21 protein-coding genes are annotated in these 23,807 nt (G+C 42.3%); 9 read left to right on the plus strand and 12 right to left on the minus strand.

What is annotated here, in order from left to right:
- Nucleotides 1-255 precede the first annotated feature (255 nt).
- The 4 genes from GVT53_RS04810 to GVT53_RS04825 all read left to right on the plus strand — a co-directional run bounded on the left by GVT53_RS04810 (nt 256) and on the right by GVT53_RS04825 (nt 4,763).
- On the plus strand, nt 256-819 hold the full coding sequence (locus GVT53_RS04810; RefSeq protein WP_166247681.1) for an AraC family transcriptional regulator: 564 nt from the start codon (nt 256-258) through the stop codon (nt 817-819).
- Complete coding sequence (locus GVT53_RS04815) at nt 816-1,283, plus strand: response regulator (RefSeq protein WP_166247682.1); 468 nt, start codon at nt 816-818, stop codon at nt 1,281-1,283. Before GVT53_RS04810 ends, GVT53_RS04815 begins: the two co-directional genes overlap by 4 nt.
- An 87-nt stretch (nt 1,284-1,370) precedes the next feature.
- Complete coding sequence (locus GVT53_RS04820) at nt 1,371-3,542, plus strand: ATP-binding protein (protein ID WP_166247683.1); 2,172 nt, start codon at nt 1,371-1,373, stop codon at nt 3,540-3,542.
- Between the two features lie 198 nt (nt 3,543-3,740).
- Entirely contained in the window at nt 3,741-4,763 is a 1,023-nt protein-coding gene (locus tag GVT53_RS04825) for a helix-turn-helix domain-containing protein (RefSeq protein ID WP_166247684.1), read from the plus strand.
- Between the two features lie 97 nt (nt 4,764-4,860).
- Here GVT53_RS04825 and GVT53_RS04830 read toward each other — a convergent pair whose 3' ends face one another.
- Nucleotides 4,861-5,001, minus strand: coding sequence for a hypothetical protein (locus GVT53_RS04830; protein WP_166247685.1), 141 nt, complete (start codon nt 4,999-5,001; stop codon nt 4,861-4,863).
- A gap of 355 nt (nt 5,002-5,356) precedes the next feature.
- On the opposite strand from GVT53_RS04830, the gene GVT53_RS04835 reads away from it, so the two are divergent.
- Nucleotides 5,357-5,848 (plus strand): pyridoxamine 5'-phosphate oxidase family protein, encoded by a 492-nt coding sequence (locus GVT53_RS04835; RefSeq protein WP_166247686.1) that lies wholly within the window; start codon nt 5,357-5,359, stop codon nt 5,846-5,848.
- A gap of 101 nt (nt 5,849-5,949) precedes the next feature.
- Here GVT53_RS04835 and GVT53_RS04840 read toward each other — a convergent pair whose 3' ends face one another.
- Nucleotides 5,950-6,483 (minus strand): lipid-binding SYLF domain-containing protein, encoded by a 534-nt coding sequence (locus tag GVT53_RS04840; RefSeq protein WP_166247687.1) that lies wholly within the window; start codon nt 6,481-6,483, stop codon nt 5,950-5,952.
- 234 nt (nt 6,484-6,717) lie between these two features.
- On the opposite strand from GVT53_RS04840, the gene GVT53_RS04845 reads away from it, so the two are divergent.
- Nucleotides 6,718-6,945 (plus strand): hypothetical protein, encoded by a 228-nt coding sequence (locus GVT53_RS04845; RefSeq protein WP_166247688.1) that lies wholly within the window; start codon nt 6,718-6,720, stop codon nt 6,943-6,945.
- Here the strand turns inward: GVT53_RS04845 and GVT53_RS04850 are convergent, their stop codons facing one another.
- From GVT53_RS04850 to GVT53_RS04885, 8 genes are all read right to left on the minus strand, one after another.
- The gene (locus GVT53_RS04850) at nt 6,946-7,593 is read right to left on the minus strand and encodes a head GIN domain-containing protein (RefSeq protein WP_166247689.1); all 648 of its coding nucleotides are present in this window, start codon (nt 7,591-7,593) and stop codon (nt 6,946-6,948) included.
- Complete coding sequence (locus GVT53_RS04855; protein WP_166247690.1) at nt 7,583-8,377, minus strand: sterol desaturase family protein; 795 nt, start codon at nt 8,375-8,377, stop codon at nt 7,583-7,585. Before GVT53_RS04855 ends, GVT53_RS04850 begins: the two co-directional genes overlap by 11 nt.
- 330 nt (nt 8,378-8,707) lie before the next feature.
- On the minus strand, nt 8,708-10,348 hold the full coding sequence (locus GVT53_RS04860; protein WP_166247691.1) for a tetratricopeptide repeat protein: 1,641 nt from the start codon (nt 10,346-10,348) through the stop codon (nt 8,708-8,710).
- 71 nt (nt 10,349-10,419) lie between these two features.
- Entirely contained in the window at nt 10,420-11,451 is a 1,032-nt protein-coding gene (locus tag GVT53_RS04865; protein WP_166247692.1) for an LLM class flavin-dependent oxidoreductase, read from the minus strand.
- Between the two features lie 37 nt (nt 11,452-11,488).
- Complete coding sequence (locus GVT53_RS04870; RefSeq protein ID WP_166247693.1) at nt 11,489-11,758, minus strand: ArsR/SmtB family transcription factor; 270 nt, start codon at nt 11,756-11,758, stop codon at nt 11,489-11,491.
- A gap of 138 nt (nt 11,759-11,896) precedes the next feature.
- On the minus strand, nt 11,897-13,297 hold the full coding sequence (locus tag GVT53_RS04875; RefSeq protein WP_166247694.1) for a Gfo/Idh/MocA family protein: 1,401 nt from the start codon (nt 13,295-13,297) through the stop codon (nt 11,897-11,899).
- Between the two features lie 22 nt (nt 13,298-13,319).
- Nucleotides 13,320-14,294 carry a TolB family protein gene (locus GVT53_RS04880; protein WP_240905147.1) on the minus strand — a complete coding sequence of 325 codons (975 nt, stop codon included), beginning with the start codon at nt 14,292-14,294 and terminating at the stop codon, nt 13,320-13,322.
- A gap of 67 nt (nt 14,295-14,361) precedes the next feature.
- The gene (locus tag GVT53_RS04885) at nt 14,362-16,554 is read right to left on the minus strand and encodes a PAS domain-containing sensor histidine kinase (protein ID WP_166247695.1); all 2,193 of its coding nucleotides are present in this window, start codon (nt 16,552-16,554) and stop codon (nt 14,362-14,364) included.
- A gap of 526 nt (nt 16,555-17,080) precedes the next feature.
- Between GVT53_RS04885 and GVT53_RS04890 the strand changes: the two genes are divergently transcribed.
- On the plus strand, nt 17,081-18,694 hold the full coding sequence (locus GVT53_RS04890) for a carboxylesterase/lipase family protein (RefSeq protein ID WP_166247696.1): 1,614 nt from the start codon (nt 17,081-17,083) through the stop codon (nt 18,692-18,694).
- Between the two features lie 39 nt (nt 18,695-18,733).
- On the opposite strand, the gene GVT53_RS04895 is transcribed toward GVT53_RS04890, so the two are convergent.
- Nucleotides 18,734-19,432, minus strand: a complete 699-nt coding sequence (locus tag GVT53_RS04895; protein ID WP_166247697.1) for an arylesterase — start codon at nt 19,430-19,432, stop codon at nt 18,734-18,736.
- Nucleotides 19,433-19,474: 42 nt separating this feature from the next.
- Here GVT53_RS04895 and GVT53_RS04900 point away from each other — a divergent pair, with 42 nt between their 5' ends.
- Together GVT53_RS04900 and GVT53_RS04905 are read left to right on the plus strand one after the other, a co-directional pair.
- On the plus strand, nt 19,475-20,152 hold the full coding sequence (locus GVT53_RS04900; protein WP_166247698.1) for an ABC transporter ATP-binding protein: 678 nt from the start codon (nt 19,475-19,477) through the stop codon (nt 20,150-20,152).
- A 2-nt stretch (nt 20,153-20,154) separates the two neighbouring features.
- Nucleotides 20,155-22,692 (plus strand): ABC transporter permease, encoded by a 2,538-nt coding sequence (locus tag GVT53_RS04905; protein WP_205791892.1) that lies wholly within the window; start codon nt 20,155-20,157, stop codon nt 22,690-22,692.
- On the opposite strand, the gene GVT53_RS04910 is transcribed toward GVT53_RS04905, so the two are convergent.
- Nucleotides 22,693-23,772 (minus strand): formylglycine-generating enzyme family protein, encoded by a 1,080-nt coding sequence (locus tag GVT53_RS04910; protein ID WP_166247699.1) that lies wholly within the window; start codon nt 23,770-23,772, stop codon nt 22,693-22,695. It lies immediately after the preceding gene.
- Between the last annotated feature and the right edge of the window lie 35 nt (nt 23,773-23,807).

Raw genomic sequence — 23,807 nt, forward strand, 5'->3', positions numbered from 1 at the left:
AATCCTTTCTTTCCAACAATCATAAAAGTTCAACTTTTATTGGCATGTTGTACTTAAAAAGTGGTAAATGGGTTCGTTCCCAATATTTTTTTAAGTACCGATCAATTGCACAACAGTCTAATCCATTGTAATGGTGAAAGTTCATTATTGGTCAAAAACACGACAATACTGTTAAATAATTATCTAAATTTATTCTAAACTTGCAAAGGTCTGCCCCAACCATTTTAACGGCTTTACCAAATATGCAGAATAGGAATGAACATTAGCGTCAAATATGATATAAACATCACTTGTAAAACCATTTTAAAGGAGCAATTGGATAAATTGAACATACCCCACGTTCTCCACGGCACAGGTGAAATAGAAGTTAAAAGGACGCTTTCGGCCCAAGAAATGGAGCAATTGGTCACCAATTTGGGCGCCTATGGCATTTATGTCTTGAGCGACCAACGTACAGCTTTGGTGCAACGCATCAAGAATACCATTAATGAAATGTTGGAAGATGACGGCCTCAGGTCGCACAAGGTTTCCGTATACCTTGCCGATAAGCTCAATTATTCCTACACCTATCTATCCAACCTTTTTTCTGAAACCACCTATACCTCCATAGAGAATTTTGTGATTTTGCGAAAGGTCGATCTTGCCAAGGACCTAATAGCGAACACCGACCTAACATTAACAGAAATAGCCTATCGTTTAAACTATAGTAGCGTGGCACATTTATCCGGTCAGTTTAAAAAAATTACTGGATTGACGCCTACCAAGTTTCTAAATATTTTGGAAAAGCGAAAGGACAATAGAATACAACAAACTATATGAATATACTTCCCTCAAATCCCGGCAACCAAATCCTTAATGTTGCCCTGGCGGATGACGATGAAGACGACCGCTTATTTTTTCAGGAAGCCATGGAGGATATTGCCATACGCACCAAGCTATCGTTGTTGAACGATGGGCAGGAATTGATGGATTATCTCAATCTTCCCAACATTATTTTGCCCAATTTGATTTTTTTGGATTTGAACATGCCCATTAAAAACGGAATGCAGTGCTTAAAGGAGATCCGTTCCAGTTCCAGGCTTAACGATGTGTGCATTGCCATTTATTCCACTTCCTGTTCCGAGAAGGATATTGAAGAGACCTTTGTGAACGGTGCCAATGTTTATTTGAACAAGCCCAATAACTTTAGTAAATTGAGGGAATCAATAGAAAAAGTACTGCAGATCAATTGGCAATACCACACATCAAACCTCAATAGGGATAATTTTTTATTGCGATTGTGACCAAAATTGTGGAGCAAATGTTTTAACTATGCAGCCATATGTTATAAACCCAACGCCAAGTTTACAATTTGGTTGTTCCACTAACCAATGGATTTAAAGATTTTTCGCCGCATAGCACGATCTCCCGTAGTGGACAACTTGGCCCTGGTAATGGCCATAGGGCTGCTATTGTTCATAACGACTGTTTTGTTCAGGCAGATAAAGAGACTTGAGATTTCCGCCGAGTCGGTATCACATTCCCTAACGGTAGATAAGGAAATCAATACATTGTTTACCCAATACGATTTAATGGAATCCGCAGAGTTCAGGTCCGTAATATTAAGGGACTCGACTTTTGAGGAATCGTACATAGACCATAAGATTGAAAGCGACCAAACGTTTAATAGACTTTATGGCCTTGTCGAGGAAATGCCCTACCATCGAACAAGTTTGGATTCCGTTGCCCAATTCAAAGATAGCTTACATATTACCCTCACAGCTTTGCATGGCAAGGTAAGGCCCTTGTTGGCAGATTCCACCGCTATGGTGTACGTGGAAAACGCAGCCGCGACATTAAAGCAATTGCGGGGCATCAAAAGAAATATGTTGCAGCATAACGAGACATTCCTGCAAGATCGTTTAACGGCCTACAGGCGACTCACTTTTCTTACGCCGCTCACCACCCTGTTCCTTGCCCTGTTCTCCATTCTGGTATTTACCATAGCATTTTTCCGCTTGCGCAGGCACAAAAACAAAATCCAGTCCTCCGAGGCACTTTTGCAGAATATTGTGCAGAGCACGGACAATATCATGAACTATTACGAGCCGATGCGCGACTCCAACGGAAAGGTGGTCGACTTTAAGGTAATGTTCGCCAATATATGCAATAGGGACTATTTAAACCTGGAACCGGATGAACTCCTTGGTAAGCCCATATCCAAGGTTTTTCCCTTTGTTTTGCAAAACAACGAACTGGAAAGGATGATAGAGTGTTTCCATCAAAACAAGACCATCGATTTTGAGCGACAGGTAACCGTGGACGGGGAGCAATATTGGTTCCATACCTTTGTTAGGGCAATGGATGGGGGAATTTTGGAGGTGGTTCGCAACAATACGGAAGAATATAATGCAAAGGAAAACCTTCTAAAATTGAACCAAGAGCTGGAGGTACAGAACTTTATCATGACCGAGGCCAAGAGAGTTGCCCAGATTGGAAGCTATACATGGGACCTGGATATGGACGTGATAGAGCTTTCCGATAATTACTACCGTATATTGGGTTACGAACCGAAGGAGTTCGAACCCACATTGGAATCATTTCGAAATATTATACATCCTGATGATCTTACGAAATATGATGAGAACGGAAAACGGCTTAAATCAAGGCAAGAGCCAAGGGAAAACATCTTTAAGATTATATCAAAGCAGGGGCAGGTAAAGTATATACGTACCAAAGGTGTTTATATTCAACGACAGGGCAGAACGGTTCTGATCGGGGTGGTACAGGACGTAACCAGTCAGGTAGAAACGGAAAATGTATTGAGATTGAACAATCTTGAGCTGGAGCGGAGCAATGTTGAACTGGAATCATTCAATAGGGTGGTAAGCCACGACCTTCAGGAACCGTTGCGTAAGATTCAAATGTTTATATCCCGTATTGATGGGGAAGAGAAAAACAAGTTGTCCGAAAGGGGCAGGGGATATTTTGATAGGATAGACAAGGTTGCTGCCCGAATGCAGTCACTTATCCGGAACTTGCTCAACTATTCGCGTATAGACAGTACCCATGATGATTTTGAGCCCATCGATCTTGATAAGGTCCTGCAAAAAGTAAAGGAAGAATATGCAGAACGCATAAAAGCTGAGAAGGCAGAGATCAAATGGGAAAAACTGCCTACGGTACAAGGTGTCGGTTTTCAACTTGAACAACTCTTCGGTAACCTTGTTTCCAATTCCATAAAATACCGTAATCCAGAAGAAGCTCCCAGAATAGCCATTATATCGGAGAAAGTGGACCACCAGGAAATTCCTGAGGCATTTATAAAGGCCGCTAACCATTACCATAAAATTACCCTTACGGATAATGGCATAGGCTTCGATAACGAAAGTGCCACAAAAATCTTTGAAGTCTTCCAGCGCCTGCACCCAAAAACCAAATATTCCGGTACAGGAATTGGATTGGCCATCTGCAAAAAAATAGTGGAGAACCATCATGGGTTCATTCAGGCCCATGGTGTGGACGGCAAGGGGTCTACTTTTATAATTTATCTTCCCGCTTAGTTTCCAAAAACCTCATTTAAGCTTGCAAAACAATCTGTTTAAGAGCTTTTTAACACTTTTTAGGGGTATATCAAAAAGTTATATAACAGAATCCAAAAGTTGTATAAGAGGGGTTGACGTTTACATAGTGATCTTTACAAAATAAGATTTCCATTATCACTGAGTAATAGAAAACAAACTTAAAAACACAGGAAAGCCATGAAAACGATAACCTTAAAAACAGCGAAAATCCATCAAGTACTTGAACAGTTGCAAACCACTTTTGCGGGTAAACTTACAACCGATGCCAAGGAACACATCTTGGAAATCGACAATCCAATAGGAAAGGGCATTATCAAAGGAATATCTTTTAAAGGTGGCATATCCTATATGGAATTTGATATGGAATTTACCGAAGATATTGCAATGGTGGCCAGTTCTCCCGACCACACGCCCATTTGTTTTGCGTATTGTTCGCAGGGGCATTTTATGCACAGTTTTGGTACAAATGGTGAAAAGCATGAGTTGGAGAATTTCCAAACAGGAATCATTACAAGTAAAAAGTCCCAGGACAACCTGCTTTATTTTGAAAAGGACATGCGCCTAAAAATGATATTGATCCTCGTTAGCCCAACCTCAAGATCCGCAAACGGAAACCACCTGAGCGAAGAATTGCAAAAATTGTTCTTTAAGAACGATAAGGCACAGAATTTTGCCTATGTGGGATCGTATAACCTAAAGGTTGCGGAAAGAGTGAGACAATTAAATTCCATTGACGAAACAGGTATTGCAAGAAGATTGATGGTAGAAGGTCTGGTACATTTAATTTTGGCCCTCGAAATACAACAACATTCGGACGACCTTAAAAAGACGGACTTGCAAGAGTCCTCATTGACCAAGAATGAAATGGAGGTTGTTCGGGAACTGTCCCTTTTTGTGAACAATTATCCCGAAAAACAGCTTTCTGTAACCTATCTGTGCAAAAAAGGCGGATTGTCGCCATCTAAACTGCAAGAAGGTTTTAAACTTATGCACGGAACAACCGTAACGGATTACATAAGGGATGTACGCGTGCAATTGGCGGAAAACCTTATAAAGACAACGGATATGAACATTTCGGAAGTGGTGTACAGCATTGGATTTATAAGCAGGAGTTATTTCTCAAAAATATTTAAGGCAAAATATAACTGCAGCCCTAAAGAATATAAGGACAAGCAGAGAAACTTTGCCATCTCGGCGTAGTCGGGATATTTTACCCTACATTTTGGTTTTTATTGAATTAATACAAAAAAGCTCCTTTCAAAAGGAGCTTTTTTTCTTTATCCATCAGTTGTTAGTATTATTCTTTGTTCTGCTGTTTTTTTATGGTTTTCTCATCAATATCAAATTTGTTCGTATCGATATTGGTGTTACCAGTGGGGTTCGTGGGATTGTTCTGTTTTACTTTTCGTTTAAACTTTCTTTTATCTGCAACAATCATAGTTATTTTTTTTGATTAAAAATTCATTTTACCGGTACCACTTCTTTGGCACCTTTCATCATCACTCTTAATATAAACTACAACAGGTCATTTTTTTGACGCTTATGCTTGAAAAATTGCCGTATTTGGTGATATATATAGATAATGTTCTGAATATGAGTGTATTTTGATTTAAATCAAAAATGATAAGATTTAATCGATTCCGTCCAATATCTTTTCTAATGAGCAAAGCAAACAGCCCTATTTCGGTTAGATTTAATGAATCGTCCATCCATAAGGCCGACACGTCAAAAGTTTTGAAACAAGTCCAGGCCGGGCGACTGAACAGAATCAATAATACATAAAAACAAAAACCATGAACAAGAGAAATTATATGAAAAATGAAGAGGGTCTAAGAAAAGTAAGGACCTTGATAGATGAGCAGAAAACCGTAATGATGGCCAGTAATTTGGATACCAAACCGTTTTCGGTCTGCCCAATGACCGTGCAGCAAATGGACGAGAAAGGGGACCTTTGGTTCTTTGTCTCCAAGGAAAGCGGACTTTTTAAGGATATTGAAGATGACAATCGCATTCAAATTATCTACTCCGATGATAAAAAACAGCAGTACCTGTCCATTTTCGGAAATGCAACACACATAAAGGCCGAAAAGAAAAAGGATGAGCTATGGAACCATACTTTGCTAAATTGGTTCGAAGGCAAGGACGACCCGAACCTTACCCTGATCAGTGTAAATATGGAAAATGCATTCTTTTGGGACAACGAGAACAGTAAGCTTGTGCCCTTTTTTGATGCAGAGGAAAGCATGGCGTCCAACTCCGGGGAAAAAGGATTTGTAAACTTATAGCAACAAGTATTCGGATGCCAAGATCAAACCATGCTTTTGATTCTTGGTCAAAAAAAAGGTCGGTAGCAATACCGACCTTTTTTATTGTCAATAAACGAAACCTATTTAAAGGGTATGTATTCAAATTTTTGGCCGCCAACAGAGGCATCCGCCATTAATCCAGCTTTTGGCATGGCAAATACAACAACACCATCGTTATAATCAGCACTTTTGGAAACACCTGATTTTACTGCAATGGCCGAAAGGTCGCCCGAAAAGGCATAATTTCCGGTCTTAAATTCATTTAGGGCATCTTCGGTTTCAAAAAAGATGACCTCGGTCAATGCCTGGCCACCGGCTTGTAATCCAACATCAATCTTTTTCATGTTGGCCATTCCCACCTTGTTTCCATTTTCGTAAACGACACCATTTCCAGAGGCTCCCCCCAAGATAAATCCACCTTCCCCAACATTTGGGAAGATTACATAGCCCGTGGACGTTTCAAAGAATTTTTTCAGCCCGGCATCTTTTGCGATCAGCGTTTTTTTGGCTTTTTGTGCATCCGCAATAATTTTTTTGTCCTTACTGCTTTGGGCAAAAGTTCCGAAAGCGACAAATAATGCCGCTGCTACGGTAATTGTTTTCAAAGTTTTCATAATGTCTAATTTTATTAATAATCCTATTTAAACTGAAAGCATCGAGCTCTCATTTTCAATGTCAAGGTACAGCAGATGAAAGGACGGCATTGGCTTTTTTCAATAAAAAATTGATTCATTTCTAATTGATTCACAATAGTTTGTGACGATATGCATCAAGACAATTTTTGAGCGGATAAGGACAATATCCAGAGATAAGAATGGTTACTTTCCCTTATAATTTTAAAAAAGAGCATGATGAAAAAACATAGTTTATACCTGATACTTGCTGTTACGATGTTGTACGCAACCTCGTGCAGGGATAAAAAATTGAACCATCCCAAACAAGGCGAGGAACTAAAAGAGGTCAAGAAAACCCAATCGGAAAGTATGGAAAAGTACAAGGAATGGTCGGATTCGGACAAGGAAAAGGATAGCACTACAACGCAAACCGATTCCACGGACAGGGATTCTTTAAATTGATCAATTACTGTTTATGACTTTTCCACTGCCTTCAATCGTTGTGGATATGGTCGGGTTGCCTTTGTAAAAAACATTTCCGCTACCATTTATCTCTACTTGGAGTTCGTTGGCGCAATTCACCTCCACATCACCTGAACCAACAATATTTACAGCACAGGATTCGGTAAGGAATCCGTAACCGGAAATGCGTCCGGAACCCTCATTTTCTATGGATAGGGTTTTGGATGAGCCCGAAAAGGAGATATCACTGGTACCGATGTTCTTGATGTGGAAATCGAGATTTTCCACATCAAGAATCTTTAAAGTTCCAGAACCTTCGTTGGTAACACCATTTAAGCCTTTTACCATTACATCTACATGAACAGTTATGTTTTCGTAGTTGTGCCCAGAGGCCAGATATATGTTCAAGCTGCCATTTTCGACTTCTGTTCTCAAGTAATCGATAACATTGCTATCTGCGGTGATTTCTACCGTTTGACTATCCCCTTGAGTAATATTTACATTGGCTATTCCCTTTACAGAAACTGCGGTGAAGGCATTCAGTTCCCTACTTTCCGTAGTCAATGTTCCGGAACCCGTTATATCGTCCGATGAGCAAGAGACTACAATGGTTGCACACCATAGGATTATTGATTTTTTAAGCTTCATCTTTTTCATTTTTGTTGATTTCTTCACTAACATCCTTAAATAGCAACATGTCCTTTATCCGTTTAGATGCTCCATTGTAGAATCCCGTCTCATGCAAATATCCCTTTGGATTGTTAAAGGTGCCAAAGATGATATCGAATATGGGCAGGTCGGAATAATTGTATGCATGTATGCCCTTGGCATGATGTACCGTATGGCTCTCTGGACGTTGAATAACATACCCCAACCATTGTGGCGTAACAATATTACTGTGCTGGAATATTCCCAGGAAAACCGTCGTCAACAAGATAAGGGTGGATGCTCCCGGTGTAAAACCGGCAACACCGACCAAGCAAAGGCTCCCTAAAAGTGTAAATCCGGCCATGTCCATAGGACTAAAATAGAAAGCTCCATAAGTATCCATACGTTCCGCACTGTGGTGCATTTGGTGAAAAACTTTCCACAGGAAGTCGCTTTTGTGCAGGCTGTAGTGCCAAATAAAAAGACCGAATTCATAAATGAATACGCCTACTACGGCTCCTCCAATATCTCCCAAAAAGGAAAGGTCGAATATTTGGTATTTAGAAATATAGCCGTCCCAAATCAACGGTAAATAGCTCGATAGATAAAAGAAAACGGCAAAGGTCAATAATCCCTGTGTTTTCCAATTTTTAATTTTGGGCAATTCCCTGGCGGGGAACAATCCTTCCCAGATCATAAGGGCCGCATAGATTCCCAAGACAATTAAGGAGATAGGGTCTAAAAGAATTTCTAAAGGTGTCGGTAAATTTTTTAAGGTTTCCATGGCGTTTACATTTTAGATTTATACTTCGCGTTAAACTCCATTTTTCTTCTTGCCCTAATGGCAGGCAAACCTTGGTTGCACTGGTAACCTTGAATAAATAACTGTCGTCTCATAATAAATGATTTAAAGATTGATGAATTAGTGGGAGTCCCACATATTTTTTGACGGCGCAAAAGTAGAGGGTAGTTCTCGTGACAAATAATTTATAGGGTCATACGGAGTGTACGGTAACCAAATATGAAGTGAACAACGAAAAGATGGAGGTAGACAACAGGTAGACAAGAATACTTTCAATAGTATTCAAATCGCTAAAAATCAATAAATTAAAAATTAGTTGTCGAGTTGTATGAGGAAATCGAAAAGGTCGGTCTCTTGGGGCAAGTCCATTTTTTTTCTTAGGCGATACCTGGCTGTTTTTGTGCTTTCGGGCGAAATTCCGAGAATGTTGGACGCCTCTTTAATGGATAAATTGAGTCTTGTTAGTGCGGCAACCTTCAAATCGTTGCTACTTAAGTCGGGATATTGTTGCTTTAGATTAGTGAAAAAGTCGGGGTGCACATTTTCAAAATGCTCTTTAAAATCTTCCCAATCCTTTTCTTTTCCTTGGTTGATTTTCAAGGTACGCTCAATATCGGTGAGTATTTGTTTGGTTTTTTCAGGGGAGGTCGACTTTTTGGCCTGTTGGATTTTGTCTTTAAAATCTTCGATAAGTTGATTCTTTTGAACAAAATTCATGGCGTAGGAGGTAAGCTTTCTGTTTTTGGCATCAAGTTCTCCCTCCAGATCCGTACTTCGCAATTGTTGATTCTCCAATGCTTGCTCCGCAATAATTTTTTGTTGCTCCAATAATTGTTTCTGATGCTTGGTACGCTGTCTAATGTTTTTCATCAAAAAGAAAGAAAGCAACAGCACAATACAAATGCCTCCGATCAAAATCCACAGTATGGTCCTGTTCAGTTTTTGACTTTTGGATAGGGCGTTCAACTCTTGGTCTTTCTGTAAAATCTCGTTCCTAAACTCCAGTCCGGCAATTTGTCTGGATTTTTTAATGGTAAACAAGGAGTCCTTCAGGTTGACGTATTGTTTGTAATAAATAAGGGCCGAATCATTTTGCTGGGTCAAATGTTTGAGCTCAGCCAAATTTTTTAAAATATCGAGTTTGTAGTTGTTCAGGTTCATTTGGTCGGCCCTGCTCAAAGCGAGCTTAAAATGCATATCGGCCATCTCATAATCTTTTTGAAGGGAGAACATTCTGCCAAACTGTAAAAGGTTGCTCACCATGCCGTCCTTGTCATCGATTCGTCTGCCAATGGTAAGCGATTGCCTTAAGTGATAATCTGCCTGTTCCAGGTCGCCTTGTTCCAGATAGATACGTCCAAGTCTGTTGTGGGCTTCGGACATACCATATTTGTAATCCATCCTGGTATGTATGTTCAGGGCGTTGGTAATATTGGTGTGGGCCTTGTCCAATCGGCCACTTTCCATTTGAAGGGTGCCCAGTTTAGTGTATGCGGTCGCAGTTCTATCATCCAAGTTGAGCTGTGAAAACCCATTGATGGCCTCATGAAATTGCTTCAGGGCCAAGGAATCTTCATCAATATCAGCATAGACCATCCCGATGTTGAGCTTAATATTGGAAACTCCTTCAAGGTCGTTGAGGTCTTCGTATAGGTCCAATCCTTCGTAAAGGTCGAAAAGTGCTTGTTTGGCCTCTCCCAAGGACCAATGGCCCACACCCGAAACCCTTTTGGCAAAAGCGGAGCCACTCTCATATTTTAGGGCGGTGGCCATGGTGTACGCCCTATTGCCCAATTGAACGGATCGCGAGGGGTCTCGAATCCAGAGGTCATAACCCAATTGGTTCAGACTATCTACCGTGGAGGTGTCCTTATCAACAACATCCAGCATCTTGTCTTGAGCAACAAGCGAAGCGGTAAAAAGGCACCATATGTAAACAAGCGCTACTCTCAAAAAACAGGTTGATTTTCAACAAATATACAATCAAATTGGTTTGAGGGTATGCTAAACTACTGTACCAAAAATCAATCCATCGCTACCAGGGCATTTTCATTGATGTCCTTCATGATCTCTGCGAACAATTCTGCCGACTTGATGCGATCATTGCTATCATACATCATGGAGGAGACAATAACTTCATCAACTTTTGTTTGCTCAATGAAATCTTCCACTTGTTTTTTTACGGTTTCCTTACTGCCCACAAAAGAGTAGCGGGTCATTTGCATAATGGCCGGATGCTGTCGTACCTCCTGTAAACTAGTGCTCATTTCGGTGGGAGGTTCTATGGATTGGGTCTGCGTACCGGACAATATATTTATGACCATTCTTAGGGCAGAGGTGTACAAACGCTCGGCTTGCTCATCGGTATCCGCTACAATCGCATTGATTCCAGCGATAACATAAGGCTTTTGCAATGTCTTGGAGGGTTGAAACTGGTCTCTGTAAATTTCGAGGGCATTGAACAGCTGTGCGGTCGCAAAATGACTGGCGAACGCGTAGGGCAATCCTTTTTGCGCTGCCAATCGGGCACTACTGGTGCTTGAACCCAAAATATAAATGGGTACATCCACGCCCTCGGCCAATGGAACCCTGATCTTCGAGTCTTTATTATCTGATGAAAAATACTGTTGAATCTGCTCAATATCCTTTGGGAAGGAATGGGTAGCTTCTATAAAACCCGGGTTTATCGCACGCGCGGTAGGTTGGTCGGTACCAGGAGCCCTTCCCAGACCAAGGTCAATACGGTTCGGGAACAAATTGGCCAAGGTACCAAAGCGTTCGGCCACTACAAAAGGGGAGTGGTTGGGCAACATCACCCCACCAGAACCCAAACGTAAAGATGTAGTGGCCTGTGCTACGTGACCTATCAATATTTCGGGCGAACTACTGGTGATAGCGGGCATATTATGATGTTCGGCAAACCACATTCTTTTATAGCCCAATGCCTCTGCTTTTTGGGCCAACGCCACCGTATTCTTATATACTTGGTTTGGTGTACTTCCTTTTGGAAGAACGGCAAGTTCCAAAAGTGAATAAGCAATTTTCTTTGAATCCATATATTTATATGTATCGATGTATTGATTAAATAAAAAATTATAGCTTTTTGAGTGCCAACAAGTAGTTGTCCATCACCTCTTGGTTGAGCGTATAAAAGTAGAACCGGCCTTCTTTTTGAGGCTCGATCAATTCAGCATCGACCAATTTTTTAATATGATGGCTTACGGATGGCTGTGATAGGTTCAAAAAGGTTGTAATAGTACTGCATTCCAGTTTATCCTCACAGGACTGGATAGCCTGAACAATCTTTAAACGATTGACATCGCTAAGTGCTTTTGAGATGCGTTCTACCTGTTTTAAGTTCAAAATGCTATAATATATTGAAACATGCAAATGTATCAATAAATCATGGAAGAACAATGCGCAACCGAACTTTTGTATGCTGCGGGATATTTAAAAGGAGACATTACGATTTGCCGTATGTCTCCTTTTAATTCAAAAAAATTAAACCAATTTCATCTTTTCGGGGTCCCAGTGCATTATTTTTTTATCAAAATAACTGGTATTGCAGGCGAGGGCAGGAGCTGCCGCCCTAAAACCGAATTCTGCGTCTTCCACCACTTTTTTACCATCCCTTATGGCATCAAAAAAATTGGTGAAATGGTCCAAATGGTCACTATAGCCCTCGGGAGCTTTAAAAATTACATCGCCTTTTGGGTGTCGCTGTTGTTGTTCCTCGGTCCATTTTGCATTGTATTCGGCCTTCATGCGCTCTTGCATTTCTTCGGGAAAGGTGAACACGGAATCATAGCCTCCAAATCCGGGAGCTTCTGGCATTTTGCTATAACCAACGGTTATGTTATTGCCGTTTACGGTGATGGTCCCCTCCGAACCGATCAACTGTATTATTTCCTGGCCTCCCGTACCACTGATAAAGTTTACCCTTAGATTTAATTGAAAAGCGGGATGCGCTTCACTTTTGGGGTATTGCATAACGCCGGACATCACATCGGGCATATTTCTGCCATCGTTCCAATAACTAAATTGTCCGGTACTGTAAATACTTTCGGGCCCTTTGGAATTGGTGATAAAATGGGTTCCGCTCAATAAATGGATATAAAGGTCCCCTGCCACGCCCGTGCCGAATTCCTTAAAAGCCCTCCACCAAAAGAATTTTTTGGCATCAAATTCCATTTTGTCCGTTACCTCGATAAAGGTATCCCAGTCAGTGGTCTCGGCGCTGGCATCGTCCGGTATGGTATATTCCCAAGCTCCTATGGAACTTTGTCGGTCCCAAGCAGCCGTGACCATGTTGAGTTCTCCGATTTCGCCGGCGGCCAAAAGCTCTTTTGCCTTTGCATAACCAACGCTGCTTACCCTTTGGCTACCGATTTGGACAACTTTGCCCGATTGTTTGGCGGCCTTCATCATGGGGTAGCCTTCATCAATTTTATGCATCATGGGTTTTTCCAAATACACGTGTTTGCCTTTGGCAAGGGCATCCAAGGTAATCTGGTGGTGCCAAACATCGGTGGTACAAATAAGCACGGCGTCAATATCTTCCCTGTTCAATAAGTCTTTATAGCTTCTGGTAACATAGAGGTCTTTGCCAAACTCCTCTTGGGCCCGTGTTAACCTACCCTTGTACAGATCACAAATGCCTGCTAGTTCAACACCGGGAACCTGCAAGGCGGTTCTAAGATCAAAATGGCCCTGTACGCCATAACCGATGACACCGATTCGCACCGTATCGTTATTGGAAAATATCCTGTCATATCTCAGCATACGCTCCTCTGCCTTTTCTTGGGCAGCGAAAGAAGCAAATGGAGTGGCGGCGGAGGCCAAAGTAGTGGCCCCTATCTGTCGTAAAAATTTTCTTCTTTTGTTTGAGTTGTTATTTTTCATGTGTTTTGATTATATCATTGGTTTAGTTGACGGAATAGCTCACAAATGCCAATTTTTTGCTGTCAGGGCTCCACGAAGGCACATTTATGGTTCCTTGGCCACCGTAGAAAACCGGGGTAATATCTTTAATATCCTTTGTTTCAAGATTCATCACCCTTAGTTTGACCTGTTTTCCAAATAAATGATCTTGTTTTTGGTCCGAAGTATAGGCAATATATGCAATCCATTTCCCATCCGGTGATGGGTGGGGGAACCAGTTCGAGTTTTTATCAAAGGTCAATTGTTCCTGTTTTTTACCGTTGGTCCGCATGCGCCAAATCTGCATATGTCCGGATTTATAGGAGTTGTAGTAAATATATTTTCCATCGGGGGAATACTCGGGGCCATCATCAAGTCCTTCTGCTGTGGTCAATCTCTTTTCATCGCCCCCATTGATGCTAATGGTATACACATCGTAATTGCCGTTTCGTTCGGCACAATAGGCCAATCGTTTGCCGTCGGGCGACCAACCGTGCCAATAGGATGGTACTTTGGAAGTGACTTTCTTAGGTGTTCCTCCTTCAACCGGAACCACGTAGATGGCAGATTTATATGATTTAGGGGAGGGGTCGGTCACATCGTTATGGCTAATGGCCAACCATTTGCCGTCCGCTGAGATCCCGTGGTCGTTGTTGCTCTGGTCGACGAAATCGGTGTTCAAAAGGTTTAAATCCTTGGTTTTCAAATCCAAAGTGTAAAGTTTGCCTTTGCTGTTGACTATCAAATAATCGTCGGGATGCCAGTTGGGCGCTTCAAAATGTTCGTTTATGGCAAGAATGGTATCAATCCTACTGGAATCAATGTCAACGGTTTGAATGTAACTTGTGGTATCCTTTACGTTTTCTTGAGAATATGACTGTGTAGAAAGCGTTGTTCCGCAGAAAAGCAGGAGTACTATTTTGATGGGATGCCAATAATTGGGCAATAAGTATTCCTGAAGACGAACAAAAATCTTCATGATATGTTGTTTAGTTTTGGTGTGCGCCCTAAATATACATTTTTGCCCTAAGATCGGGTTTATTGATCTAACCTTTTAATAAAATAACGTTAAACGTTGAGCCTTCCAACGGTTTGCTTTCCACGGTAATTTTACCGCCCATGGACTCGATTTGATTTTTGGTGATAAAAAGTCCAATCCCTCGGGCATCTTCATTTTTATGGAATGTTTTGTACATACCGAACAATTTCTCGCCATGTTTTTTCAGGTCGATTCCCAATCCATTGTCCTTGACCTGTAAGATGATGTTTTTATTCTTTTCGAAGGATTTTATATCAATTTTAGCCTGTTTTTTGTCCGGATCCTTATACTTAATGGCATTGGACACCAAGTTGAGCACAATACTCTCCAGATAGGCCAAAACCCCTTTCACTTCAAATTCCTTCGGGACATCCACGGTCAATTGGATATTATTTTTATCAATTAGGGCCTGAATGTCCATCAGCACTTTTTTTACAATATAGGATAGTTGTATGGACTTTAACTGTTCATCCGCCCTCAGTTTTACTTGGACAACCTCGTTAAGGTGCGATATGGTCTGGTTTAAACCATCGGAAGCCCTGCCCAACATCGTCAGACTATCTTTTCTTTCCTCTTCTCCCAAGGTTTCGTCCGTTAAAAAGCTTGTGATCATGGTCAAATTGGCAGCATGGGAGCGTAAGTTGTGGGATACAATATGGGCAAAATTCAGCAAGCTGTTGTTTTGATTGGAGGATAGTTCCAACAGCTCTTTTTGCTTGGTTTCGTATTTTATCCTTTCGGAAATATCCACGATTTGGGAAATAAAGTGGGAAATATCACCATCAATGTTTCTGGCAGCTGTTACCGTTAAAATTACGTAGACTGGGTTGCCCCTCTTGTTAAGGTACCTCTTTTCAATTTGATACGTACTTCTTTTACCGGCAACAAGGTCTTTTAATAGGCCGAGGTCTATTGCGAGGTCATCGAGATGCGTAATATCTTGAAAACTCAAATTTAAAAGTTCGGGCTTCGAATATCCCAAACTTTTGCACAGACTTTGGTTAACGTTTATGAATTTGCCATTGGTGGCCACTAGGGCCATGCCTATAGAGGAGTTTTCCAAAGTTCCTTGAAGGGATTCTTCGCTTTTAAGTAGTTGTAACTGGGTAACCTTTAAGGCTGTTATATCCTCGTTGATTCCTATCATTTTTAAGGGTGTTCCCTGTTCGTCCCTGATAACTGTGGCTTCGGCACGGATCCAGCGGGCTTCTCCAGACGGCCATTTTACCCGGAAAATGGTATCGAAATCCTTAACACCTGCTATGGCATCGTTCACTTCTATGGCGGCTATTTTAGAGTCATCCGGATGTACGCAAGCCTTCCAAGCTTCATAAACCCCTTTAAAATCCTCTTTGTTTATACCATATAATTTATACATATTGTCGTCCCAATGTATCAGGTTCTCTTGGATGTTGAATTCCCAGATTCCGATACCGGCCGTTTCGGTTGCCAAGGATAAACGTTGACTGACTTTTTTAAATTCAAGCTCTGTCCTCTTACGTTTGTCTATATCTTGGAAGGTGCCAATAATACGGGCGCACTTTCCTTTTATCATTTCTGGTTCCCCAATGGCCCTTACCCAAATTTCATTGCCTTTAGCGGTTACGATTTGAAGTTCGACGTCCCAAGGTTTTCCAAGTTTCATTCCTTCCTGAACCAATTTGCTGATCATTTCTCGGTCATGTCCTTCCTTATAAAAGGAAACTCCCTTTTCCAAGTCCGGGACATAATCCTCTGGTACTTCATGAATTTCTTTGGTGATTTTTGACCAATGGATTGTATTTTTTACGAAATCTACTTCCCAACCGCCGATTTTGGCAACTTTTTGAGATCTCAACATAAGATCTTCTTCCAATCGTTCCTTTGTAATATCTTCTAGAATAATAAAAACACTAGGACTTGATTGCTCGTCATTATGGATACTGCTAACTTTCCAATAGTACCAAACATAGTCCCCGTTTTCCAAAATCAAACGTTTGGTATCCGAGCGGTTCTCCATACCTTCCAAACAGAGATTGATATCCGTCTCAAGTTCATCTGGTAGTACGGGCATGGTTTTAAAAAAGTTTTTCCCCTCTATTTCAGGGGGAAGATGGAACTGCTTTAGCCATTCTTTGGAAAAATCAACAAATAATTTTTCCTCATCTAAAATTGCAAATGGGATGGCAGCATTGTGGAAAATAGATGGTGTGGCGGTCATCGGGGGTTATTTATGATCTAAAATATTAAAACCTGTCAAAACCCACAATATTGTGCGAAAATCCCAAGAACGGACCCAACAATCAAAACAATGTTGATGTTTTTCCAGAGAAGTGTTCAAATACTGTAATGGCTACCGCAGGGGCCAAAATGAAGCAGACGATTTAAGATTTGATACTTTAATTGAACTGTTTTCCAGTGATGGGTAGGACGAGATCCCATATATCAAAAAATATGTACATGGTTCCATCATAGCGCCAAACACTAACAACAACTGACCAGTATATCGCTATGCAGAAGTATATGAAATAGGGATCAAAATTGCTGAAGCAGTTACGTTTTAGGCAGCTTTTATTAATTTTTTTGGCATAGGTTGTGAATTGGAGGGTACTTCCCTTAAATTTAGTACGTCAAGAAGCATACTGGGACCGGAATAAAAGATGAAGTACACCATACATCTTTGAATAGGTTTAAAAACAAGCAGGTATGTTTCTGGCACATAGAAACAACAAACTAAACACATCCAAATGAAATTTAGAACATTACTACAGCTCATGGCAATTATGGGGCTGGGGCAGCTTTATGCGCAAACAGAAGTGATTACCGGAGCCGATGTCGCCGTTACAGATACCGAATCGGGAAAGGTCCGCGGATTTATTCAAAACGGGATCTACACCTATAAGGGAATACCCTATGCAACCGCAGAGCGATTCATGCCCGTGAAAAAAGTAGGACCATGGGAAGGGGTTAGAAGTTCCACCATGTATGGCCCGGTAGCCCCTTTAATGACACCTACCACACAGGTGCAAGATGAATCAGAATTCGTTTTCGACCATGATTGGGGATACACAAGCGAAGATTGCCTTCGGCTCAATGTATGGACACCTCGCATTGATGATAACAAAAAAAGACCCGTACTTTTTTGGATCCATGGGGGCGGATTTACCGCCGGCTCAAGTCAAGAACTGCCATCGTATCACGGAGAAAATTTGAGCGCAAAGGGAGACGTGGTCGTGGTTTCCATCAATCATAGATTAAATATTTTGGGCTTCTTAGATCTATCCGCTTACGGGGATAAATACAAAACGTCTGCCAATAATAGCATGTTGGACATAGTGGCCGCATTGGACTGGGTAAAAACCAATATTTCAAATTTTGGGGGAGACCCCAACAATGTCACCATATTTGGTCAGTCCGGAGGCGGGGCCAAGGTAAATACGTTAATGGCCATGCCTAAGGCCGAAGGATTGTTCCACAAGGCCATTAACCAAAGCGGCTCGTTTAGGGGAAGTCTGTCCAAAAAAGAAACAACAAGAGCCATTGCGGCCGAAGTGTTAAAGGAACTTTCACTATCGGAGAACCAAGTGGATAGTCTTCAGACTGTTCCGTTTGATAAATTAAGTGCAGCGGGAAGTGCAGCATTGCAAACAGTGGCCGAACAAATGAAGGCAGAGGGTGTTGTTCCTGTGGGAATGAGCCTTAATTGGGGACCAAGCATGGATGGTACAGTACTTCCTCATGATTTGATGTCCGAAGAGGCATTTGAGCTTTCCAAAGGTATCCCACTAATGTTGGGCACCACAAAAAATGAGTTCACCCCTTTCATGAACGGCCGTTTTTTTAACGCATCCGAAGAAGAAGTGATGACACACATCAAAGAAATGTACAAGGACAAGGCGGATGATTATGTAGCTGCCGTAAAAAAGGCATATCCCAACGATACCCGCCCATCCGATTTATTGGATATAGATGCAACCTTTAGACCTGGGGCAGTGTTCCAAGCGAACAAAAAGTCGCAATTGGAAAATGGTGCGCCGGTGTACATGTATATGTTTACATGGCAATCACCAGTGTTCGACGGAAAATATAAAGCGTTGCACTGCATGGAACTCCCTTTTGTTTTTGACAATGTGGAACGGGCCAGACAGATGACGGGCGGTGGTAAAGAAGCACACATTTTGGCGGATAAAATGAGCAGCGCATGGATCAATTTTGCAAAAACTGGAAATCCGAACCATGATAGCTTGCCGCAATGGCCAGAATACGACCCTCAGAATACCGCTACCATGTTTTTTGATAACACCTGTGAAGCAAAACCCCAGCACGACAAAGATTTTTTGGCTTTGATGGCCGATAGATAATCGAGTTCCTTAGAAAATAATGGGAGGCTAGATGCCATTTTAAAACATTGGTTTCAATACCTCCCAAACATTTTCGGCCACCAACTTTTGCCCTTCAACCGTAGGGTGTATGCCATCTCCTTGATTCAGTTCAGGGATTCCGGCCACATCTTCCAGTAAAAATGGAATCAAGGCTATATTTTCTTCCTGAGCCAATGTTGGAAATATGTTTTCAAACTGGGATGTGTACTCCGGTCCCATATTTGGTGGAATCTTCATGCCGGCCAATATAATTTTGGCATTTGGGAGGTCCTGTTGTACCTGATCTATCATCTCTTGAAGATTTGCCTTGGTTTCGGCAATCGGAACACCCCTGAGACCATCGTTGGCACCCAATTCTATGATGACGATATCCATATCATCCTCCAACACCCAATCCAAACGGTTTTTGCCGCTCGCCGTGGTCTCACCGCTCAATCCGGCATTGATCACCGTGTAGTTTAAACCGAGGGAATCAATTTTTTGTTGGATAATTGATGGAAAAGCTTGACCAAGCTCCAAACCATAACCTGCTGTTAAGCTATCCCCGAAAAACAGGATTTTTTTACTGGATACCGTCGTCTCTTCAACCACTTCTTCCTCAACAGAAACTTCGTTTTCCTCTTTTTGCTGTTTTTTCTCTCCGCAGCTAGCTACGAACAGCATCAAAAAATAACAAAACATTAACGACGTGTTGAGGGCTGAGTTTTTCTTGATCATGGACAATTTTAGTATTTTGAGAGTTTTAACCAAAAGCATGGTATGTCAAAGATATTAAAAGTTGAAAACCTCTCTAAAACATATCGGAGTGGCGAACATGACCTAAATGTACTGAATAACGTGTCATTTGATGTGGACAAAGGTCAGAGTTTTGCCATAGTCGGACCTTCGGGTAGCGGAAAAACCACACTATTGGGGCTTTGTGCCGGACTGGACACTACGGACGAAGGTGAAATCTGGCTTTGTGGCGAAAATTTATTGGGATTGGATGAGGACGGAAGAGCATTTTTAAGAAACCAGAACGTGGGATTTGTTTTTCAGGATTTTCAATTGTTGCCCACTTTGACAGCTTTGGAAAATGTGATAGTTCCGTTGGAACTCCGAGGAGTAAAAAATGCTGCCGAGCAAGGAAGGGAACTCTTGGAAAAAGTAGGTTTGTTGAACAGGGCAGGGCATTATCCATCGCAACTATCAGGTGGGGAGCAGCAGCGCGTAGCCTTGGCCCGTGCATTCTCCAACAAGCCATCCATTCTTTTTGCCGATGAACCCACAGGAAACCTCGACGATGATACCGGAACCCGAATAGAGGAGCTGCTGTTCGAATTGAACAAGGAGCAGGGCACGGCACTCGTTATTGTAACCCACGATTTGGAATTGGCCAGAAAAACCGATAAAAGTATCCGATTGAGGTCTGGGAAAATAGAAGAAACCGTAGGTTGATTATGGGAAAAAACAACGCTGGGTTCTTATGGCTTTTAAAAATGGCATGGCGCGATGGAAAGGCAAGCTACGGTAAACTTTTACTGTTTGTCTTCTCAATAACCTTGGGGGTGGCCGCAGTGGTCAGTGTCCATTCTTTTAGCCGATTGTTGAAAGAAAATATAGCCTTGCAGTCCAAATCCCTGTTGGGGGCGGATTATGTAATCGAGAGTGATAAACCTGTAAACGATAAGGTTCAGGGCATAATGGACTCCTTGGGCGGCTCCGATGCCAAGGAAATCAATTTTTTGTCCATGGCCGCTTTCCCAAATAACAATGGTACCAAGTTGATGGAAGTCAGGGGAGTGGAAGGAGGTTTTCCGTTCTATGGGGAATTGGAGACCAATCCGTCGTCGGCTAAAAGCAGCTATGTAAACAATGGAGCTTTGGTAGATGCCACCACTATGTTACAGCTCAATTTGAAAACAGGGGACAGCATCAAATTGGGAGCGGTTACCCTTCCCATTGCCGGAGCATTGGAAAACGTACCGGGAAGCACTTCCGTCTTCGGAGCGATCGCACCTCCCGTACTCATTCCTTTTCAATTTATTGAAGCAACAGGTTTGGTGCAGACCGGTAGCCGAATCGAATACAAATACTATTTCAGGGCAGACGAAGGTCAGGATATGGCTCTTTTGAGCGAGAAAGTGGAACCTGTGCTCGATGCTGAAGAGGCCGATTTGGATACCCATTTGTCCGAGGCTAGGCGTTTGGGCAGGAGATATGAAAACTTCGGAAGGTTCCTTAATCTGGTCGGATTTATCGCTTTGTTATTGGGGTGCGTAGGAATTGCCAGTGGTATGGGTATTTATGTCCAAATGAAAATCAAATCCATTGCCGTGCTCAAATGTTTGGGTGCATCAAAAAAACAAAGCTATCTGATTTTCTTTGTTCAAATAGCTTGTATGGGAATCGTTGGCGGTCTCTTGGGGACGATTATAGGCTATGGACTCCAGCAATTGTTTCCGTTACTATTAGGTGACTTGATTCCTGTTGAGGTCGATGTTGCACTGTCCTTACAGAGCGTGGTTCTAGGACTAACGCTCGGGCTGGCCATGTCCGTGCTGTTCGCCCTGTACCCGTTGATGAAAACGCTATATGTTTCCCCATTGCAGGCATTGCGCGTAGTACAGGAAACCAAAACCCGTTCAAAAAGAGCTACGGGGCTGGTTGGTTTGGGCATCATACTTTTTGTGTTCGGATTTTCCTATTGGTTGTTGGGTGATTTGTTACGGTCGCTCTTTTTTGTGGTAGGCCTACTGGTGGTGTTTTTGATTTTGACTGCTGTTGCACGATTCTTTATGGCCCTATTGAAAAGATTTTTCCCGTATTCATGGGGTTTTGTTCCTCGACAAAGCCTAAAGAACTTGTTCCGTCCTCAAAACCAGACCTTGGTTTTGGTGCTGTCAATAGGTATTGGCACATTTTTGATAAGCACCTTGTATTTCACCAAGGATATGTTGTTGGAAAAGGCAGCTATTGAAGATAGCGCGAACAGTGCAAATATGATTCTAATGGACATCCAAAGTCAACAGATGGAAGCCGTATCCGGTACTATTGAGGCCTCGGGTCTGCCCATAATAGATAAAATCCCCATCGTGACCATGCGTGTGGAAACCTTGAACGGAAGACATGTGGAAGATATCAGAAAGGACACTACTTCGCAAGTCGGCAGATGGATACTGAACCATGAATTCAGGGTTACTTATCGGGACAGTCTCATTGGTTCCGAAAAAGTACTAGAGGGCGATTGGGTAAACAGTTTTAACTCCGAAGGCGATATCCCGATTTCCGTAAGCAGTGATTTTGCCAACATGGCCAAGGTGACCATTGGTGACCCGGTTTCGTTCAATGTTCAAGGTAGGATAATGAATACAGTGGTACGAAGCATTCGGGAAGTGGATTGGAGCAGGTTACAACCCAATTTCTCTGTGGTTTTCCCTTCCGGAGTTTTGGAAAATGCTCCTCAATTTGGCGTGATGACCCTCCAAACCCCTGATGACGATACCTCTGCCAAATTACAACAGACATTGGTAAGGGATTTTCCCAACGTCTCGATTTTGGATTTAAAACGAATTCTATCCCTTTTGGAAGATATTTTGGGCAAAATAGGTTGGATAATCAATTTTATGGCCTTTTTTAGCATATTTGTCGGGATAGCAGTACTTATGGGAGCCATCTACAGTAGTAAGCATCAGCGGGTGAAGCAGGGAGCATTGTTAAGGACCCTTGGGGCCAAAACCTCCCAGATATTAAAAATGATAGCCATCGAGTATACCATTTTAGGGTTTTTAGGTGCCTTTATGGGCGTAGTATTGGCAGTTTTGGGGAGCGGCTTGCTGGCATGGATGCTGTTCGATACCACTTTTGCACCTTCGGCCGTACCGTTTATTGTTATTCTGCCCGCGATTACATTTTTGGTTTTTGCCTTGGGCGTAGGCAACAGTATGGGTATTGTCAGAAATTCTCCCTTAACTGTTCTTAAAAAAGAAAAAGAATAGTTATTCCGACCATACGGTCCTAAACCCCAAATGTTCCATTCCCGAATCCGGGCTGGTGGCCATGCGCGCGGAAATCCTGTAGCTGGCACAGTAGGAAGCACTGCACAGAAACGAACCTCCTTTGATCACCCTTTCCTCTGCATAAGGGTTGCTCGGGTTAAAGGCAGAGGTCGCCCCCTTTGGATTTTGGGCCGCCCCGGTATTTGATGCCAGTTCTTCGTAGTAATCGGTGTTGTACCAGTCGCCGGTCCATTCCCAGACATTTCCGGCCATGTCGTACAATCCAAAATCATTTTTGGGATAGTTCATCACCGGAGCGGTACGCTCAAATCCATCTTCCAAGGTATTTTCGACCGGAAATTCACCTTCCCAAGAATTGACATGCGAACCCAGTTGTGAAACATCATCGCCCCAAAAGAACTTGTTGTCCGTTTTACCGGCGCGTGCGGCATATTCCCATTCCGCCTCCGTTGGCAATCGTCGTCCGGCCCATTCGCAATAGGCAATTGCATCTTCGTAAGCGATATGCACCACGGGATGATCTTCTTTCCCTTCAATATCACTTTCTGGGCCATCGGGATGTTTCCAATTGGCCCCTATTTTCCATTCCCACCACTGGGAATAATCATATAAATTCGGAACACTTGACTTCGTTTTTTTGAAAACCAGGGAGCCGGGCCGTAAAATGGAATCGTGCGGTTTTTCGGTTCCCTGCGGTAATTGCTTTTTCATTTCCTCCCAGTCGATTTCACGTTCGGCCACGGTCACATACCCCGTTTCATCCACAAATTTTGCATATTCGGCATTGGTCACCTCGTGGATGTCCATAAAAAAACCGTTCACATGGACTTTATGGGCCGGTTTTTCGTGGTCCATGGCCATCCTGTCATTGGGTACGGCCCCTTGCATAAAATCCCCACCGGGGATCCATACCATGCCCTCCGGCGCTTTTGCCGGAGGTCTTTGAGGGCTTTCGGTATTGGAATTTGCCGAATCATCTAATTTTTCAGTTTTGGATTTGCAGCCCAACATCAAAATAAAGGATACGAGGCAAATAAAACGTATAAGTTTGGAAATCATCGATCTATTTTCTGGAAACTCAAACTATTTCTTTA

Origin of the sequence: Flagellimonas oceani (assembly GCF_011068285.1) — a bacterium.
GTDB classification, from domain to species: Bacteria; Bacteroidota; Bacteroidia; order Flavobacteriales; family Flavobacteriaceae; genus Flagellimonas; species Flagellimonas oceani.

Excerpts from the sequence above, each read along its gene's own strand:
- GVT53_RS04810 (WP_166247681.1), top strand. The coding sequence starts at position 256 with ATGAACATTAGCGTCAAATATGATATAAACATCACTTGTAAAACCATT.
- GVT53_RS04815 (WP_166247682.1), top strand. The coding sequence starts at position 816 with ATGAATATACTTCCCTCAAATCCCGGCAACCAAATCCTTAATGTTGCC.
- GVT53_RS04820 (WP_166247683.1), top strand. The coding sequence starts at position 1,371 with ATGGATTTAAAGATTTTTCGCCGCATAGCACGATCTCCCGTAGTGGAC.
- GVT53_RS04825 (WP_166247684.1), top strand. The coding sequence starts at position 3,741 with ATGAAAACGATAACCTTAAAAACAGCGAAAATCCATCAAGTACTTGAA.
- GVT53_RS04830 (WP_166247685.1), bottom strand. The coding sequence starts at position 5,001 with ATGATTGTTGCAGATAAAAGAAAGTTTAAACGAAAAGTAAAACAGAAC.
- GVT53_RS04835 (WP_166247686.1), top strand. The coding sequence starts at position 5,357 with ATGAACAAGAGAAATTATATGAAAAATGAAGAGGGTCTAAGAAAAGTA.
- GVT53_RS04840 (WP_166247687.1), bottom strand. The coding sequence starts at position 6,483 with ATGAAAACTTTGAAAACAATTACCGTAGCAGCGGCATTATTTGTCGCT.
- GVT53_RS04845 (WP_166247688.1), top strand. The coding sequence starts at position 6,718 with ATGATGAAAAAACATAGTTTATACCTGATACTTGCTGTTACGATGTTG.
- GVT53_RS04850 (WP_166247689.1), bottom strand. The coding sequence starts at position 7,593 with ATGAAGCTTAAAAAATCAATAATCCTATGGTGTGCAACCATTGTAGTC.
- GVT53_RS04855 (WP_166247690.1), bottom strand. The coding sequence starts at position 8,377 with ATGGAAACCTTAAAAAATTTACCGACACCTTTAGAAATTCTTTTAGAC.
- GVT53_RS04865 (WP_166247692.1), bottom strand. The coding sequence starts at position 11,451 with ATGGATTCAAAGAAAATTGCTTATTCACTTTTGGAACTTGCCGTTCTT.
- GVT53_RS04875 (WP_166247694.1), bottom strand. The coding sequence starts at position 13,297 with ATGAAAAATAACAACTCAAACAAAAGAAGAAAATTTTTACGACAGATA.
- GVT53_RS04880 (WP_240905147.1), bottom strand. The coding sequence starts at position 14,294 with ATGAAGATTTTTGTTCGTCTTCAGGAATACTTATTGCCCAATTATTGG.
- GVT53_RS04885 (WP_166247695.1), bottom strand. The coding sequence starts at position 16,554 with ATGACCGCCACACCATCTATTTTCCACAATGCTGCCATCCCATTTGCA.
- GVT53_RS04890 (WP_166247696.1), top strand. The coding sequence starts at position 17,081 with ATGAAATTTAGAACATTACTACAGCTCATGGCAATTATGGGGCTGGGG.
- GVT53_RS04895 (WP_166247697.1), bottom strand. The coding sequence starts at position 19,432 with ATGATCAAGAAAAACTCAGCCCTCAACACGTCGTTAATGTTTTGTTAT.
- GVT53_RS04900 (WP_166247698.1), top strand. The coding sequence starts at position 19,475 with ATGTCAAAGATATTAAAAGTTGAAAACCTCTCTAAAACATATCGGAGT.
- GVT53_RS04905 (WP_205791892.1), top strand. The coding sequence starts at position 20,155 with ATGGGAAAAAACAACGCTGGGTTCTTATGGCTTTTAAAAATGGCATGG.
- GVT53_RS04910 (WP_166247699.1), bottom strand. The coding sequence starts at position 23,772 with ATGATTTCCAAACTTATACGTTTTATTTGCCTCGTATCCTTTATTTTG.